Origin of the sequence: Herbaspirillum sp. AP02, assembly GCF_015767275.1 — a bacterium.
Classification (GTDB): domain Bacteria; phylum Pseudomonadota; class Gammaproteobacteria; order Burkholderiales; family Burkholderiaceae_D; genus Herbaspirillum.
Genome location: NZ_JADWMY010000004.1, coordinates 189,869 through 203,752 on the forward strand (window position 1 = coordinate 189,869; position 13,884 = coordinate 203,752).

Genomic DNA, 13,884 nt, shown 5'->3' on the forward strand with positions numbered 1-13,884 from the left:
CGTCGGAGTTAGCCTCTCGCAACCTGCACCAAGGTTGCCGCTCACTCTTCATCGCTACGCCCTAGCGAGCACAGTAACGAAAAGCCACTCGTCGAACATTATGGCGGGTGGCTGAATGCCAGGAGGAATGCAGGCGAGAATCAGCAACAACAACAACAACAACAACAACAACAACAACAACAACAACAACAACAATAACAATAACAACAATCGCTACGGAGCCTTCAGTTAGCAACTGCCTGAAATACGGGAAAGCGCCGGCGGCTAAAGCCATCTCGTCCGATCACCCATGCAACCCCCGCTGATAAGCCGCCAACACCGCCTCATGCATCACCTCCGACTGCGTCGGATGAGGAAACACGGTCCCCATCAGTTCAGCCTCGCTGCTCTCCAGCTCACGCGCAATGGCATAGCCCTGGATCATCTCGGTAACTTCCTCGCCCACCATGTGAGCGCCCAGCAGTTCGCCGCTACCTTCATCAAAAATCACCTTCACAAAACCGCCGGTAGCGCCCAGCGCAATGGCCTTGCCATTGACCGCAAACGGAAACTGTCCCACCCGGATACGGCGTCCAGCCTGGCGCGCAGCGGCTTCCGTCAGACCGACGCTGGCGACCTGCGGGTGGCTGTACGTGCAAGCCGGGATCTTTGACGGGTCCAACGCATGCGGATCGAGGCCGGCGATCTTCTCGACGCAGGCCACGCCTTCGTGACTTGCCTTGTGGGCCAGCCACGGCGGGCCGGCAACATCACCGATGGCGTACACGCCCGGTTCGCCGGTGCAACCAAACGCATCGGTCACGATGTGGCTGCGCTCTACCTTCACCGCCGTGCTCTCGAGGCCCAGGTCCTCGACGTTTCCGACGATGCCGGCTGCTACCAGCACCACGTCGGCCACCAGTGTGTCGGCATGCCGGCCTTCGAGCGTCACCTGCCACTCGACACCGGTGCCGGCAGCGCCATCACGCTTGACCGTCGAGGCGATGCGCGCGCCGGTGTAGAGGCGCATGCCGTCCCTGCGCAGCGCATCGGCGACGTGGGCGCTGATGTCTTCGTCCTCCACTGGCAGGATGCGCTCGGCCATCTCCACCACGCTGACCTCGGCGCCCAGTGCGCGATAGAAACTGGCGAACTCGATGCCGATCGCGCCAGCGCCGATCACCAGCAGGCGGCGTGGAGTCTGGCGCGGCATCAACGCTTCACGATAGGACCAGACGCTCTCGCCATCGGGCTGCAGCCCCGGCAGCACCCTTGCACGCGCCCCCGTGGCCAGGATGATGTAGCTTGCCGTGATGACGGACTTCCCCTGCGTGCCGTCCTTGCCCTCGACCTCCAGGCGTCCGCGCCCGGCCAGGCGGGCCCTGCCCTCGACGACGGTGATCTTGTTCTTCTTCATCAGGTAGGCAACGCCCTTGTTCAGATGCGCGGCCACCGAGCGCGAACGCGCCACCATGGTCTGCAGGTCGGTCTCGGGCTCGCCGACCTGTACGCCGAACCGGGCGGCGTCGCGCACCAGTCGCAAGACATCAGCCGAGCGCAGCAGCGCCTTGGTGGGGATACATCCCCAGTTCAGGCAGACACCCCCCAGCTGGGCCTTCTCCACCAGGACTGTCTTCATGCCCAGCTGGGCGGCGCGGATCGCCGCCACATAACCGCCCGGGCCACCACCAACGATGGCCAGGTCGAAATCAGTTTGCGCTGCCTTCATCACGTATCACCTCAAATCAATGCACTCAGGGGGTTCTCGATGCAGCGCTGGAAGGCCGCCAGCCATTGGGCGGCCAGTGCACCATCCACGGCGCGGTGATCCACCGACAGCGTGACCTTCATGACCTGCGCCACGGCGAGCTGCCCGTCGACCACGACCGGCTGCGACAGCGTGGCACCCACGGCCAGGATCGCCGCCTGTGGGGGGTTGATGATGGCCGAGAATTCGCGCACACCGAACATGCCCAGATTGCTGACCGTAAAGCTGCCGCCCTGGTACTCGTTGGGCACCAGCGCACCGGATCGCGCCCGCGCCGCAAGGTCCACGATCTCGCGGCTGATGGCCGACAGGGTCTTGTTGCCCGCATTGCGTACCACCGGTGTGATCAGGCCGCCCTCGGTGGACACGGCCACCGAGATATCGGCCTGCTGGTATTTGCGCAGTGCGGCCTCGGTCCAGCTGACGTTCATGTCGGGCACGCTCTGCAGCGCAGCTGCCACTGCCTTGACAATGAAATCGTTGACCGAAATCTTGCGTATGCCGGCGGCGTTGATTTCCGCGCGCAGGGCCAGCAGCTTGTCCATGCGGCAATCGGCACTGAGGTAGAAATGGGGAATGCTGGCCTTGCTCTCGCTGAGACGACGCGCGATGGTGCGTCGCATGCCACTGTGGGGGATGTCGGTGAAGGCAGCACTGCCCTCCGGAGTATTGGGGATGGCGATGGGCGGCAGCGGCGCATCGCGACCGGCAGCGGCCGTAGCATTAGCAGCCGTCGCAGGGGCAGCTTGCGCAGCCGCTTCCACGTCGCGCCGGACGATACGACCATGCGGCCCGCTGCCCGTCATTCCTGCCAGTGCAAGCCCACGCTCCTGCGCCAGGCGACGTGCCAGCGGGCTGGCAAAGATGCGACCGGAGGCCGCTGCACCGGGTTCGGGTTCAGGTGCGGATGCGGCCACGGTCGTCGCTGAAGTTGTTGCTGCAGTGGCGGTGACCGACACAGTCGCGCCAGCGCCCGGTGGCGGCTCCACGGCAACGCCGGCCGCCGCCAGCAGGGCGGCGATATCGACCTGGGTTTCGCCCTCTTCGAACAACACGGCGATCGGTGCGCCGACGTCCACCTCCTGGCCCGCCGCCGCCAGGATCTTGCCCAGCACGCCATTGCTGTCGGCGTCGTATTCGATGACGGCCTTGTCGGTTTCGATCTCTGCCAGGCACTCACCGGCCTTGATGGCTTCGCCTTCTTTCCGGGACCACTGGACGATCACCGCCGAGGTCGCATTTGCGGCGATTTCCGGCATCTTGATCAGCTTTGCCATGTCATTGCCCTTCTTTCTTGAGGTCGGGTCGATAGGCAGCGATGTCGCTGTACTGGACCAGTTCCAGCACATTGCCTTCCGGGTCGCGGCAGAACGCCAGATACACCCCGGGACGCGCCTCCACCCGCCGCGCGCCGGTCATGAACTCGATACCGGCGGCGCGCAGGGTGGCGATGGCGGCATCGATGTCGGCCACGATGAAGGTGAGATAGGCGGCGTTGGGCCGGTCCAGGATGTAGGCGGGAGGTGTCTCGGCCCGGGGTGGCGTGCGAGGTGCCAGCAGCTTGATCCGTTCGCCATAGGGGGTCTGCAGACGGACCACGGTATAGCCGTCGGCAGACAGGCCGGAGGCTGCCGATTTGTCGGCAGGGACGGTGATTTCACTCACAAAGCTGAAACCCATGGTGGTTTCATAGAAGCGCCGCAGCGCCGGCAGGTCACGACAGGCGATGCCCACTTCCAGGGGGACGATCATCTCGATGCTCATGGCAAATCCTTTCGGTAATCAGGCGGTATTCAGCGAACGTCGAGGCGGGCGCCCTTGTCGCGCATCACCTGCTGCAGACCGGTGACGGTCTCTTCGGTACGGGCGGCGGCGGCACGTTCCAACACCTTGGAGATGCTGGGCGAAGCTTCGCCACCCACCACCCGCTGCACCGGCTGGTCCAGCCAGTCAAAGAAGCGGCGCTGGATCTCGTCGGCCAGCCAGCCGCCGTAGGAAGTGCCCTGCGCGCCCTGCTCCACGATCAGTACATTGTTGGTCTTGCGGATGCTCTGGCCGATGGTGTCCCAGTCGAGGCTGGCGCGGTCCAGCCAGCGCAGGTCGATCACTTCGGCGTCGATGCCGGTCTGCTGTACGGCTTCCAGGGCATGCGCCACCATGGAAAGATAGGTCAGCACCGTCATCTCCTTGCCGGCCCGTCGCACAGCGGCGCGCCCGAAGGGCGTCTGGTAGTCGAAGTCATCCACGGGCGCAGGACCGCTGCTGTTGTAGAGATCCACGTGTTCGATCACCAGTACCGGGTCCTTCAGCGCCAGCGCCGCGTTCATCAGGCCGACATAGTCGAACGGCGTGGACGGCGCCACGATGCGCCATCCCGGGCTGGTGGCGAAGATGCCAGCCGGGTCCATCGAGTGCTGCGAACCATAGCCGGTCCCCATGGCCACCTTGGTACGCAGGACGAAGGGCACCTCGATATCGCCGCCGAACATGTGGCGTGCCTTGCCGATCTGGTTGAACACCTGATCGGCCGCCACCCACATGAAGTCCGGGTACATGAACTCGACCACAGGGCGGAAGCGGCCATCCATGGCGATGCCGCCGCCCAGTCCGCAGAAGGCGTTTTCGCTGATGGGTGTGCCCAGCGTGCGCTCGGGATATTTGTCTTTCAGGCCACGGGTCGCGCCATTGGTGCCGCCCTTGAGGCGATGCACATCCTCGCCCATGACCACCACCCGCTCGTCCACGGCCATGCGACGGTCCATCACATCGGCCACCACGTCGATGAACTTGCGCTGCGCCAGCTTGCCGCCGAACCCGGCTTCTTCCTCGGTGCGCGCTCCCTCCAGTTCCGACAGATCGCCACGGATACCGACATCACGAAAATCCGGGCTCGGCCACAGTTCCGGGCGGATGCGCTTCTTGCCGGCCCGGGCCGGGTCATCTTCCGTCAGCGCCTGTACCGCCCGCGCCATGGCGGCCTTGATGCGATTGCGCAGTGCCAGGATGCCGGCCTCGTCGATCAGACCGCGTTCGCGCATGCGCTGGCCGACCAGGTCCAGCGGGTCCCGCTGACGCCAGCTCTGTTCTTCTTCCTTGCTGCGATAGCCGAAAGCACTACCGGGGAAGCCGCCGTTCTGGTGGAAGAAACGATAGACATCGGCCTCGATGATGGTCGGCCCCTTGCCGGCCCGCATGTGCTGCAAGGCCTCGTTCATGGCCAGGTGCACCGCCAGCGGGTCCATGCCGTTGACCTTCCAGCTGGGAATGTTGAAGGCAGCGCCGCGTGCCGACAGACGCGGTTCGGCCGTGGCCTCGTCCACCGTGGTGGAGACGGCGTAGCCATTGTTCTCGATGAAGAAGCACAGCGGCAGCTTCCAGGCGGCGGCAATATTCATGGTCTCCAGCACCGAGCCGATGTTGACTGCGCCATCGCCGAAATAGGTCACGGCGACATGCTCGGTACCGGCATGCTTGTGCGCCCAGGCTGCACCCGCTGCCAGCGGCACCCCGCCGCCGACGATGGCGTTGGTCCCCAGTACACCCGCTTCTGCCCAGCGCAGGTGCATGGAGCCGCCGCGTCCCTGGCAGAAGCCTTGCGCCAGGCCGAGGATTTCTGCCAGCGTACGCTGAAGCAGCTGCTCGACCGCCGGGGTCAGTTCGGCCGTTGGCGCGATGCCCTCCGGCATGAGATAGGCCAATGCCTTGGCCAGGAAATGATGGTGCCCCCGGTGCGAGCCATTGACCTGGTCTGCCGCCAGCAGGGGCAGGATGGAACCGGCCGCCCCGCCCTCCTGGCCGACGCTGGAGTGGGCCGGGCCATGGACCAGGCCATCCATGGCCAGTTCCAGCACGGATTCTTCGAAGGCGCGGATGATGTGCATGTGCGCCAGCAGGGAGCCCAGCAAGCCGGGATCGGCGGCATTCCAGTCGGCGTCGGTGGTGCGCAGTTCGACCCAGGGCGCGGCCGGGGCGAGTGCAATATGGTCAGACATGGGCTTACTCTCCAGAGAAGAAACTGATTCGGTGATACCGGCCGCGCCATCGGGGCGGCCGGAGAAAAGATCAGATATAGCTATAGGCCGACCAGCCGCCATCGGCGACGATGGCCTGGCCGTTGATGAAGGCGGCGTGTTCGGAGGCCAGGAACAGGGCCAGGGTGGCGATCTCATGCGGCTCGCCCAGGCGGCCGGCGGGCGTGCGCTTCTTCAAGGCCCCCAGGTCCATGCGGCCGGTACTGACCAGTTCCTGCACCAGGGCCGTGTTGACATAGCCCGGCGCAAGCGCATTCACGCGCAGCCCCTTGGGCGCCCACTCCACCGCCAACACCTTGGTCAGCATCACCACCGCCGCCTTGCTGGCGCAATAGGCCGCCCGCTCGGGCGCGGCCACCGTGCCATACATCGACGCGGTGTTGAGGATCACCCCGCGCCCCTGGGCCACCATGTGCCGGGCCACTGCCTGGGCGCAAAAGAAGACCCCGTTCAGATTGACGTCGATGGCATGGCGCCACTGCTGTGCAGGCAGTTCCAGGGTCGGCCGGTTGGCCGAGATGCCGGCATTGTTGAGCAGGATGTCGATGCGGCCGAAACGCGCATGGACGGCCGCCGTTGCCGCCTCCACCGCCGTTTCGTCGACGATGGAAGCGACCAGGCATTCGACTTCGATCTGCGGGAAGGTCCGGTGCAGTTCCGCCCGGGCGCGCTCCAGCGATTCGATGTTGACATCCAGCAGGGCCAGGTGGGTGCCATTGGCCGCGAAGGCATCGGCCATGGCACGGCCGATGCCGCTGCCGGCCCCGGTGATGAAGGCGACCTGGTTGGCCAGATCGGGAAACTGCTTGTATTTGGCGGTGGCATGCAGTGCATGCGCATCGATGGTGTGGTCGCTCATGGTGTCTCTTGAAGTGAAATCGGTTGCCGGCTCATACCGCCAGCCAATCCTTGAGCAACTGGGGATTCTCCCCAAGCTCGTCGGGCGTGCCGCTGAAGACGATCTGGCCATGACCGAGCAGGCAGACGCCGGTGGAAATCTTCATGGCGATGGTCAGCTTCTGCTCGATCAGGATCACGGATACGCCGCGCCGGTGGATTTCCTGGATGGCCTCGCCCACCACGGTCACGATCTTGGGGGCCAGGCCCTCGGTGGGCTCATCGATCAGGATCAGGCGTGGATTGCCCAGCAGCGAGCGGCAGATGGTCAGCATCTGTTGCTCGCCCCCGGAAAGATTGCCGGCCCGGGTGTTGCGCCGCTCCTTCAGGCGCGGGAAGAAATCGAACATCTGCTCCACCGTCCATTGGGGCGCATCGTTGCGGGCGCGTTGCATGCCCATCTGCAGGTTCTCGTCGACGCTGAGGTTGGCGAAGACTTCGCGCTCCTCCGGGACGAAGGCGATGCCTGCCCGCGATACCGCGAAGGGGCGTTGCCCGGCCAGATCGCGACCGTCCAGCAAAACCTGGCCGCCGGTAGGGGGTACCAGGCCCATGATGGCGCGGGCCGTGGTGGAGCGCCCCGAACCGTTGCGCCCCAACAGACTGATCACGGCGTTGTGACCGACCTCGAAATTGACACCCTGCAGGATATGGCTCTTGCCGTAGTGCGCGTGCAGGTCGCGCACCTGCAACAGCGGCGCCTGTGCCGGTGTGGCTGCTGTGCTCATGCTGCGACCTCCTTGCCCAGATAGGCTTCCTGTACTTGCGCATTGTTGCGGATTTCCTCGGGGGTGCCGGTTGCGACCACCTGGCCATAGACCAGGACACTGATGCGGTCGCACAGCGAAAACACCACATCCATGTCGTGCTCCACGATCATCAGGCTGCGGCCCACCGAAAGCTCGCGCAGGAGTTCGGCGGTGTAGTCGGTTTCTTCCCGCGACATGCCGGCCATGGGTTCATCCAGCAGCAAGACCTTGGGGTCGGAGGCCAGGGTCATGCCGATCTCCAGCGAACGTTGTTCCGAATAGGAGAGCTCCCCGCCCAGCGTGTCACGATGGCGGACCAGGCGGACCTGCTCCAGCAACTGCTCCGCCAGCGCTGTGACCTTGCGATACTGCGAGATCGGGCGCCATAAGGTGTACTGCATGCCGAAGCGCTGCATCACGCCCAGACGCAGGTTCTCGAAGACCGACAGGCGCGGGAAGATATTGGTGATCTGGAAGGAACGCGCCAGTCCCATGCGATTGATGCGTTCCGGACCGAGCCCGCCGATGGGTACCTCTCCCAGCAGGATCTCCCCTGCACTGGGCTTGAAACTCCCTGAGATGAGATGGAACAGCGTCGACTTCCCCGCCCCATTGGGACCAATGAAGGCATGACGCTCGCCGCGCCGCAGTTCCAGATCGACACCCCGGATGATGTGCGCTTCGCCGAAGGACTTGCTGACGTTACGCAGGGTCAGCGCCGCCGGGCTGGGGCTGATGGGGTGGACGGTGTTGCTGGGATTGCTGGAGTTGACGGCGCTCATGCGGCCTCCTCTTCATTGAGTGCGTCCCAGGCACGCGTGACCCGGTTCAAGATCAGGCCACCGGCCACCAGCAGCAGCAGGGGCAGCAGCCACGTACTCACCGCGCCGGGCAACCAGTCACGGCCAAACAGGGTGATCGCCGGCCATGGCTGGGCATCCACCAGTTGCGACTGGTAATCCGAGCCCAGGGCGCGCTGCAACAGCTCCACCGAAAACACCACCGCCGCCGCACACGCCAGGGCGCCCAGCGACCAGCCCGCCGCATAGCGCGCCAGCACCGCGCTGCCACGCTGACTGCGCTGCCACCACAGCACCACGCCCGACAGGCCGTTAGGCATGAACATCATCACCACCACGAAAATGAGACCCTGGTACAGCAGCCAGGAGCGCGTCAGGTCCGAGACCGCATACCCGAAGAAGGTCATCACCGCCGCGCCCAGGGCCGGACCGAAGAACACCCCGGTGCCGCCGATATAGGCATTGAGCACCACCTCGGAAGAGAGACGCACATCGAAGAGCACGTAGTTGCCGGCTTCATTGTTCATCGCCAGCAGACCACCGGCCACGCCCGCAAAGCTGGCAGAGATCATGAACACCATCACCCGGGCGGCATGCACGTCATAGCCCAGGAACTTCAAGCGCATGGCGTTTTCGCGCAGACCCAGCGTGAGCCGCCCCAGGGGCGTACGGGTGAAGAAGAACAAGGCGCCCAGCGAAGCCAGCACCCAGGCCAGGGTCAGGTAATAGACATGCATCGGCTCGCCGAAAGACAAGCCCCAGGCCGGCATGCGCATCGAGGACACCCCCGCCTCGCCACCGAAGACGCTGGTCAGGTGGGGTGCCAGCGCATGCAACAGCTCGGCCAGGGCCAGGGTGATCATCGAGAAATAGACACCACTGCGCTGCGTCGAAAACCAGCCTGCCACCAGGCCCAGCAGGCAGCCGCCCAGCGCACCGAATATCGGCAGCAGCGGCGTGGGCAGGAGCCCCGCGCCGCCCAGCGCATTCATCGCATGCAGGGTGGCAAATGCACCGATACCGAAATAGGCCGCGTGGCCGAAGGAGAGCATGCCGCCCTGCCCCGCCAGCACATTGAAGGCCGTTGCAAACAGCGCCGCGATGAGCATCTGGATGGCCGCATTCACCAGCGCCTGGGGCAATACGAGCGGGGCGATGAGCAGCAACAGCAGCACCGTCACCATCAGCAGACGCGAGGCCAGCGATCCCGCAGCAGGCACCCGCAGTGACGTGGCTGGGGCCGCGGCTGGTGACACGCCTGGTGACATCTTCGCAGCCGATCCGGGCAGGCTTGGCAAGACCTTGTTAGTGGATTCGTTCATGTGACTCATTCCTTCTCACCCATCAGCCCGGAGGGGCGAACCAGCAATACCAGCAACATCAGCGCAAACGGGATGGTGGCGGCCAGCGACGAGACCTTCAGCGTCATCAAGCCCCCCAGGTCACGCGCCCATTGTCCTGCCCCCACATAGTCCAGCGCATCGGCCAGGCTGACATCCACGCCGACGGCAAAGGACGAGATCAGGCCGATCAGGATCGATGACAGCATCGCGCCCTCCAGCGAACCCAGGCCACCGATGACCACCACCACGAAGACCAGCACACCCAGCTCCAGGGCCATGTTCGGATTGGTGGTATAGAACGCGCCGGCGATGGCGCCGGCCAGGCCGGCCAGCGCGGCCCCCACCCCGAAGACCCCCATGAAGACCAGTGGCACGTTGTGGCCCAGGGTCTCCGCCATCGCAGGCCGATAGATCGCCGAGCGCACGACGATGCCGATGCGGGTGCGTGAAAGCAGCAGGTAGATCAGGCCGAACATGAGCAGCGAGACCAGGCCCATCATCAGACGATAGAAGGGATAGTCCGTGCCGAACAGGCGAAACGCGGCAAACGAGAGCGAGGCCGGCACCTGATAATTGACGGGGTAATTGCCGAAGAAGAGCTTGATGATCTCGGCAATGATGAAGGACAGGCCAAAGGTCAGCAGCAGTTCATGCGCATGACCGTAGCGATGCACGCGCCGCAGGAACCAACGTTCCACGACCACGCCCAACAGGCCCACGATCAGGGGGGCAATGATGACGGCAGGCCAGAAGCCGATGAACTTCTGCAAGGTATAGGCCAGGTAGGCACCGACCATGTAGAAGGAGGTATGCGCGAAGTTGAGCACCCCCATCATGCCGAAGATGAGCGTCAACCCGGCCGAGACCATGAACAGCAACAGGCCGTAGATGGTGCCGTTGATCAGCGATACGGTAAAGAATTCCATAGCGTCTTCCAATAAAACGGGACGACCGTCCCCGCACGGGACGGCGGAACCGTCCGTGTCGAATCGGCGCCGTGCACAGCCACGGCGCCCGCTCAGCGAGTCAGATCAGGAGGGACGCTGCATCTTGCAGCTGCTCTGGACCGGGTTCACGGCGTCTTCGCCGCTGAACTTCTTGATGACCTTGAAGCCCATGTCGGTATCGTCGACCTTGTACTTGACGTTTTTTTCCACGCGGGAGACGACGATGGGCAGCACCACCTGGTGGTCGGCGGCGCGAATCGAGGTCTCGCCCATCGGCGTCTCGATCCTGACCTTTTCCAGTGCCTTGGCCAGCTCGGTGACATTGAGCTTGTCGCCGCTGGGCTTGACCTGCTTGAGGGCCTCGCCCAGCATCTGCATGCCGAACACGGTCTGCGGCTCGATGAAGGTCGGGAAGTGACCGGTCTTGGCCTTGTAGTCGGTGGCGAATTCTTCGGTGGCCTTGTTGGTCTCGATATTGAAGGCGTGCGAGATGAAGTGTCCCAGGGCGGTGTCGCCGGCATTGCCGATGTTGCCCGGCTGGTCCAGGAAGACGGTGCCGAAGCGTACCTTCAGGCCGGCAGCGCGCGTGGCCTTCATCAGCAACAGCAGATCGTTGGACCAGTTGCCGGTGAGGACCGTGTCAGCCCCGCTGGCCTTGATCTTAGCGACATAGGGAGAGAAATCCTGGATCTTGTTGACATCGTGGAGGGTGCTCTCGACCACGGTATAGCCACCGGCGGCGGCATCGTCCTTGATGGCCTTGTCCATGTCGATGCCCCAGGAATAGTTCTGGTTCATTGCATAGACCTTGTTCCCCAGTTCCTTGGCTTCCTTCATGGCCGGCACCAACGTCTTGACGCGGATCACGGCGTTGGTGGTGAAGCGGAAATGATAGAAGTGGCACTTGTCGCCGGTCAGTTCCAGTGCCTCGCCGCCCATGTTCATGAACAGGACTTCCTTGCCGGCATTGCGCAGGTTGTGCTTGCGCACGTCTTCGGTGATCTGGCCGGAGACGGCCGAAGAAGAACCCTGGATGATGATCTGCGCACCGGCGGCAATGGCAGCCTTGACCTTGTCGGAAGCGCCGGCAGGTCCGCCCTGGTTGTCGTACTCGGCCAGCTGCACGGCTTGCCCGTTCCATCCACCGGCGGCGTTGATGCGATCCATCTCGTACTTCACTGCAGCGCGATAGAGCAGCCCGGTCGAGGCTTGCGGGCCGGACAGGGTTTCCACCAGCGCGATCTTCAGGGGCGCGGCGGCCTGGGCGGGACATGCGATGGCGGCCAGGACCAGGGCCGACAATGATGTCAGCGAGGACAGTGACGACAGGGACACTCCGATGTATTTCTTGCTCATACCTCATCTCCGTTATATTTGTAGGATTCCAGGTCTTGCACTGCCGGCGCCCGGGCTTCCGTGCGAGAGCCGCGCCGGTGCGGCTCCCTTCTCAAGGGGTGGCGCGCCTCTCAGCGCAACCCAAGGAACTGTTTCATGCTTTCAAGCTGGGCCTGCATCATGTGGCGGCCGAAATGCAGCGCCAAGCCGCGTCTCTGGGCGGCCGCCAGTAGCGGGGTCAACTCCACCTTCATGACCGCCTCCGCCACCAGTGCATCGGTGGGCAGGCCCTCCACGGCGAATGGCAAGGCATCGTCCGGGTTCAGCCCCAGCGAGGTGGAATTGATGGCCAGGGTGTAATGGGCAGGATGCGCCGTCGCCACATGGGCATCCAGTTGCGGGTAGTAGCGACGCAGTTCCGCGACCAGATACGGGGCACGTTCCGGACTGCGGTTGTACACGCCGATGGCACCCGCGCCCTGCCCGGCCAGGGCATGTGCAATCGCCTTTCCGGCACCGCCGGCACCGGCCAGATAGATCCGCCGCCCCACAAGCGGATGCCCCTGGGCCAGCAAGCCACCGACGAATCCCTCGCCATCCAGATTGCTACCGATCAGGCGCCTGCCTGTTTCACCAGAGGCTCCGGCTTGCCCCGCCTCCGCCGCATCAAACCGCACGATGTTGACCGCACCGACCTGGCGCGCTGCATCGGTAAGTTCATGACAAAGGGAAAGGATGCTTTCCTTGTGGGGAATGGTGATGATCAGGCCAGCCATGCTCCTGACCCTGGCCAGCGCCGCCACGACCGATGCGAGATCGGCTGGCGCCACCTGCAGCGGCACCAGCACGGCATTGATCGCATTGCTTGCCATCAGGGCGTTGAAAGCCTGCGGGGTCCGCACATGGCCGATCGGATCGGCCAGGATACCGATGACCCGGGTATGTCCATTGATGATGGGGGACGCCATCTCCTGCGCACTGCGCTCCCCGGCTCCTGCCAGACTCACGGTATCTCCTTCGCAAGTGGCGCCTTGCAGCGCTCTTCTTTTCCGCCATCCCGCATTTTTTGCGGTGACATGATAGGTTTTTATGCACTTGTCTGATAAACTTTTAATCCTGTCTGACAAGTTGTGCAGCGATTCTACAGAGCGGATTTTGTGATGTCAACAACCCCTGCCTCTGCATCGCAGACAGGTGAGCGAATTTTCATTACGCCTGAAAATCCGCTCCCAGCAAGGCTTACAGGAAGAAGCGCCGACACAGAAAAACAGGAGACCCCATGATTGCATTCACCGACAAGACCTTTTTCATTACCGGTGCCGGCGGTGGCATCGCCCGCGCGACCGCCTTGCTGACCGCCCGGCATGGTGCCAACCTGGCCCTGGCCGACATCGACCTCCAGGCCCTGACTTCGCTCAAGGAAGAGATCCTTGGCATCGCCCCGACTGCCCAGATCAGCCTGCACCAGCTGGATGTGGCCGACGCCCAGGCATGCCGACAGGCGGCCGAAGCCTGCGCGCGTACCCATGGCGGAATTGACCACCTGGTCCACTCGGCCGGCATCTATCCCGAAAAGCGCGTGACGGAAATGACAGAAGAAGAATGGCGACGCCTCATGGCGATCAACCTGGACGGCACTTTCCATATCTGCCAGGCCGTCATTGCCTATCTGCGCGAGGACAGCTCGATCGTCAACCTCGCTTCGCTGGCCGCGCAGCGCGGCAGCTACGCGCATGCACACTACGCAGCGGCCAAGGGTGCGGTGATCAGCTTCTCACGCAGCCTGGCGCTCGAGCTGGCCCCAAAAACGCGGGTCAACGCGGTATCTCCGGGTATCATTGCCACTCCGATGACCCGCGAACTGCTGGCCAGCAAGGGGCCGATGCTGCTGCAAAACACCCCCCTCGGCCGCCTGGGTACTGCGGAAGAAGTGGCCGGCTCGATTGCCTTCCTGTGCTCTCCCCTGGCCTCATTCATCACCGGAGAGACACTGCAGGTCAACGGCGGTCTGTACATCAATTAATCCAGCTGCAAT

Annotated in this window: 13 protein-coding genes; 1 reads left to right on the forward strand and 12 read right to left on the reverse strand. The window is 63.9% G+C overall.

The window, feature by feature from the left end:
• Positions 1 to 61: 61 nt before the first annotated feature.
• From I5R65_RS11105 to I5R65_RS11160, 12 genes are all read right to left on the reverse strand, one after another.
• Positions 62 to 274, reverse strand: coding sequence for a hypothetical protein (locus I5R65_RS11105; RefSeq protein WP_180669702.1), 213 nt, complete (start codon positions 272 to 274; stop codon positions 62 to 64).
• A gap of 9 nt (positions 275 to 283) precedes the next feature.
• Complete coding sequence (gene lpdA, locus I5R65_RS11110; RefSeq protein WP_180669704.1) at positions 284 to 1,708, reverse strand: dihydrolipoyl dehydrogenase; 1,425 nt, start codon at positions 1,706 to 1,708, stop codon at positions 284 to 286.
• Between the two features lie 11 nt (positions 1,709 to 1,719).
• A complete protein-coding gene (locus tag I5R65_RS11115) occupies positions 1,720 to 3,024 on the reverse strand; it encodes a pyruvate dehydrogenase complex dihydrolipoamide acetyltransferase (protein ID WP_180669706.1) in 1,305 nt (434 codons plus the stop codon).
• Position 3,025: 1 nt separating this feature from the next.
• Positions 3,026 to 3,511, reverse strand: coding sequence for a VOC family protein (locus tag I5R65_RS11120; protein WP_180669708.1), 486 nt, complete (start codon positions 3,509 to 3,511; stop codon positions 3,026 to 3,028).
• Positions 3,512 to 3,540: 29 nt separating this feature from the next.
• Complete coding sequence (locus tag I5R65_RS11125) at positions 3,541 to 5,739, reverse strand: thiamine pyrophosphate-dependent enzyme (protein WP_180669710.1); 2,199 nt, start codon at positions 5,737 to 5,739, stop codon at positions 3,541 to 3,543.
• A 70-nt stretch (positions 5,740 to 5,809) separates the two neighbouring features.
• Positions 5,810 to 6,637 carry an SDR family NAD(P)-dependent oxidoreductase gene (locus I5R65_RS11130; protein WP_180669712.1) on the reverse strand — a complete coding sequence of 276 codons (828 nt, stop codon included), beginning with the start codon at positions 6,635 to 6,637 and terminating at the stop codon, positions 5,810 to 5,812.
• 31 nt (positions 6,638 to 6,668) lie between these two features.
• Entirely contained in the window at positions 6,669 to 7,403 is a 735-nt protein-coding gene (locus I5R65_RS11135; RefSeq protein WP_006463056.1) for an ABC transporter ATP-binding protein, read from the reverse strand.
• Positions 7,400 to 8,206, reverse strand: coding sequence for an ABC transporter ATP-binding protein (locus I5R65_RS11140; protein WP_231395149.1), 807 nt, complete (start codon positions 8,204 to 8,206; stop codon positions 7,400 to 7,402). The genes I5R65_RS11135 and I5R65_RS11140 overlap by 4 nt, the downstream gene beginning before the upstream one ends.
• Positions 8,203 to 9,408, reverse strand: a complete 1,206-nt coding sequence (locus I5R65_RS11145; protein WP_180669947.1) for a branched-chain amino acid ABC transporter permease — start codon at positions 9,406 to 9,408, stop codon at positions 8,203 to 8,205. The genes I5R65_RS11140 and I5R65_RS11145 overlap by 4 nt, the downstream gene beginning before the upstream one ends.
• 143 nt (positions 9,409 to 9,551) lie before the next feature.
• Positions 9,552 to 10,493: a branched-chain amino acid ABC transporter permease gene (locus I5R65_RS11150; RefSeq protein WP_039875110.1), complete on the reverse strand. Its 942-nt coding sequence runs from the start codon at positions 10,491 to 10,493 to the stop codon at positions 9,552 to 9,554.
• A 105-nt stretch (positions 10,494 to 10,598) separates the two neighbouring features.
• A complete protein-coding gene (locus tag I5R65_RS11155) occupies positions 10,599 to 11,870 on the reverse strand; it encodes a branched-chain amino acid ABC transporter substrate-binding protein (protein ID WP_180669714.1) in 1,272 nt (423 codons plus the stop codon).
• A 110-nt stretch (positions 11,871 to 11,980) separates the two neighbouring features.
• Entirely contained in the window at positions 11,981 to 12,856 is an 876-nt protein-coding gene (locus I5R65_RS11160; protein ID WP_180669716.1) for a shikimate dehydrogenase, read from the reverse strand.
• Positions 12,857 to 13,128: 272 nt separating this feature from the next.
• Here I5R65_RS11160 and I5R65_RS11165 point away from each other — a divergent pair, with 272 nt between their 5' ends.
• On the forward strand, positions 13,129 to 13,872 hold the full coding sequence (locus tag I5R65_RS11165; protein ID WP_180669718.1) for an SDR family NAD(P)-dependent oxidoreductase: 744 nt from the start codon (positions 13,129 to 13,131) through the stop codon (positions 13,870 to 13,872).
• The last annotated feature ends 12 nt before the right edge of the window (positions 13,873 to 13,884 follow it).

Bases quoted from the DNA above. Each gene is read 5' to 3' on its own strand.
- I5R65_RS11120 (WP_180669708.1), bottom strand. From the start codon at position 3,511: ATGAGCATCGAGATGATCGTCCCCCTGGAAGTGGGCATCGCCTGTCGT.
- I5R65_RS11135 (WP_006463056.1), bottom strand. From the start codon at position 7,403: ATGAGCACAGCAGCCACACCGGCACAGGCGCCGCTGTTGCAGGTGCGC.
- lpdA (WP_180669704.1), bottom strand. From the start codon at position 1,708: ATGAAGGCAGCGCAAACTGATTTCGACCTGGCCATCGTTGGTGGTGGC.
- I5R65_RS11105 (WP_180669702.1), bottom strand. From the start codon at position 274: ATGGCTTTAGCCGCCGGCGCTTTCCCGTATTTCAGGCAGTTGCTAACT.
- I5R65_RS11165 (WP_180669718.1), top strand. From the start codon at position 13,129: ATGATTGCATTCACCGACAAGACCTTTTTCATTACCGGTGCCGGCGGT.
- I5R65_RS11125 (WP_180669710.1), bottom strand. From the start codon at position 5,739: ATGTCTGACCATATTGCACTCGCCCCGGCCGCGCCCTGGGTCGAACTG.
- I5R65_RS11140 (WP_231395149.1), bottom strand. From the start codon at position 8,206: ATGAGCGCCGTCAACTCCAGCAATCCCAGCAACACCGTCCACCCCATC.
- I5R65_RS11115 (WP_180669706.1), bottom strand. From the start codon at position 3,024: ATGGCAAAGCTGATCAAGATGCCGGAAATCGCCGCAAATGCGACCTCG.
- I5R65_RS11130 (WP_180669712.1), bottom strand. From the start codon at position 6,637: ATGAGCGACCACACCATCGATGCGCATGCACTGCATGCCACCGCCAAA.
- I5R65_RS11155 (WP_180669714.1), bottom strand. From the start codon at position 11,870: ATGAGCAAGAAATACATCGGAGTGTCCCTGTCGTCACTGTCCTCGCTG.
- I5R65_RS11145 (WP_180669947.1), bottom strand. From the start codon at position 9,408: ATGGTGACGGTGCTGCTGTTGCTGCTCATCGCCCCGCTCGTATTGCCC.
- I5R65_RS11150 (WP_039875110.1), bottom strand. From the start codon at position 10,493: ATGGAATTCTTTACCGTATCGCTGATCAACGGCACCATCTACGGCCTG.